The 1,122-nt window shown below is 74.2% G+C and carries 1 protein-coding gene; it reads left to right on the plus strand.

The features are described from left to right. Positions 1–1,027: MFS transporter (locus CCN42_RS40900; protein WP_086742087.1), on the plus strand; the 1,027-nt coding region annotated here is incomplete at its 5' end. Positions 1,028–1,122 lie beyond the last annotated feature (95 nt).

Below are 1,122 nucleotides of genomic sequence, written 5' to 3' on the forward strand. Positions count from 1 at the left end.
GTACGGGGCGCGGCTGATGTTCCCGCTGGTGAGCGCGTTGACGATCGTGCCGGTGCTGCTGCTGATCCCCGCCAGGTCCCACTATCTGGCGCTGATCCTGGTCGGGTTCGTGCTGGGGCTGGGCGGGACGACGTTCGCCATCGGGGTGCCGTTGGTCAACTCGTGGTTCCCGCCCGCCCGCCGGGCCGCGGCGCTCGGGGTGTTCGGTATGGGGATGGGCGGGGTGGCGCTGTCCGGTTACTTCACGCCCCGCCTGTACCGGCACGGCGAGAGCCTGCCGTTCCTCCTGCTGGCGCTGGCCCTCGCCGTGTACGCCGTGCTGGCCGCCGTGCTGATCACCGACCGGCCCGGCCGCCCGGTCCCGTCCACCCCGCTCACCGACCGCCTCGCCGCGGCGGGCCGGCTGCGGGTGACGTGGGAGCTGTCGGCGCTGTACGCGATCGGCTTCGGCGGCATCGTCGCCTTCGGCGTCTATCTGCCGACGTATCTGAAGACCTGGTACGACCTCGGTCCCACCGACGCCGGCACCCGGGCCGCCGGGTTCGCGCTGGTCACGGTCGTGTTCCGGCCGGTCGGCGGCTGGCTGTCGGACCGGGTCCACCCGGCCGTCGTGACCGCCTGGGCGCTCGGCCTGGTGGCGGTGCTGGCCGTGCTGCAGTCCTTCGACCCGGTCCTCGTGCCCACCGCGACGGTTCTCCTGCTCGCGACGGCCGCCGGTCTCGGCACGGCCAGCGGGTCGGTGTTCGCGCTGGTCGCGCGGGTCACCCCGCAGGGGCAGGTGGGCAGTGTCACCGGGATCGTGGGCGCGATGGGCGGCCTGGGCGGCTTCGTGCCACCGCTGGTGATGGGTGCCGTGTACAGCGCGAAGGACTCGTACTCCATCGCGTTCATGCTGCTGTCCGATCTGGCTCTGGCGGGCTGTGTGTACGCGTACGGCCGGATGCGCACCGCGGGTGCCGCGCCCGGCTCGCCGCGCCCGGCCGCCGAGGCTCCCCGGGTGTTCACCGGGCCGAAGCCGCGTCGGTAGCGGCGCTGCCCGGAGCAGCCTGGGCAGCGGCGCCACCCGGAGCCGCCTCGGCGGCCACCTCCCCCACGCCCTTCCCCTCCCCCACGCCCTTCTCC

Source organism: Streptomyces glaucescens, assembly GCF_002154375.1.
GTDB lineage: Bacteria > Actinomycetota > Actinomycetes > Streptomycetales > Streptomycetaceae > Streptomyces > Streptomyces glaucescens.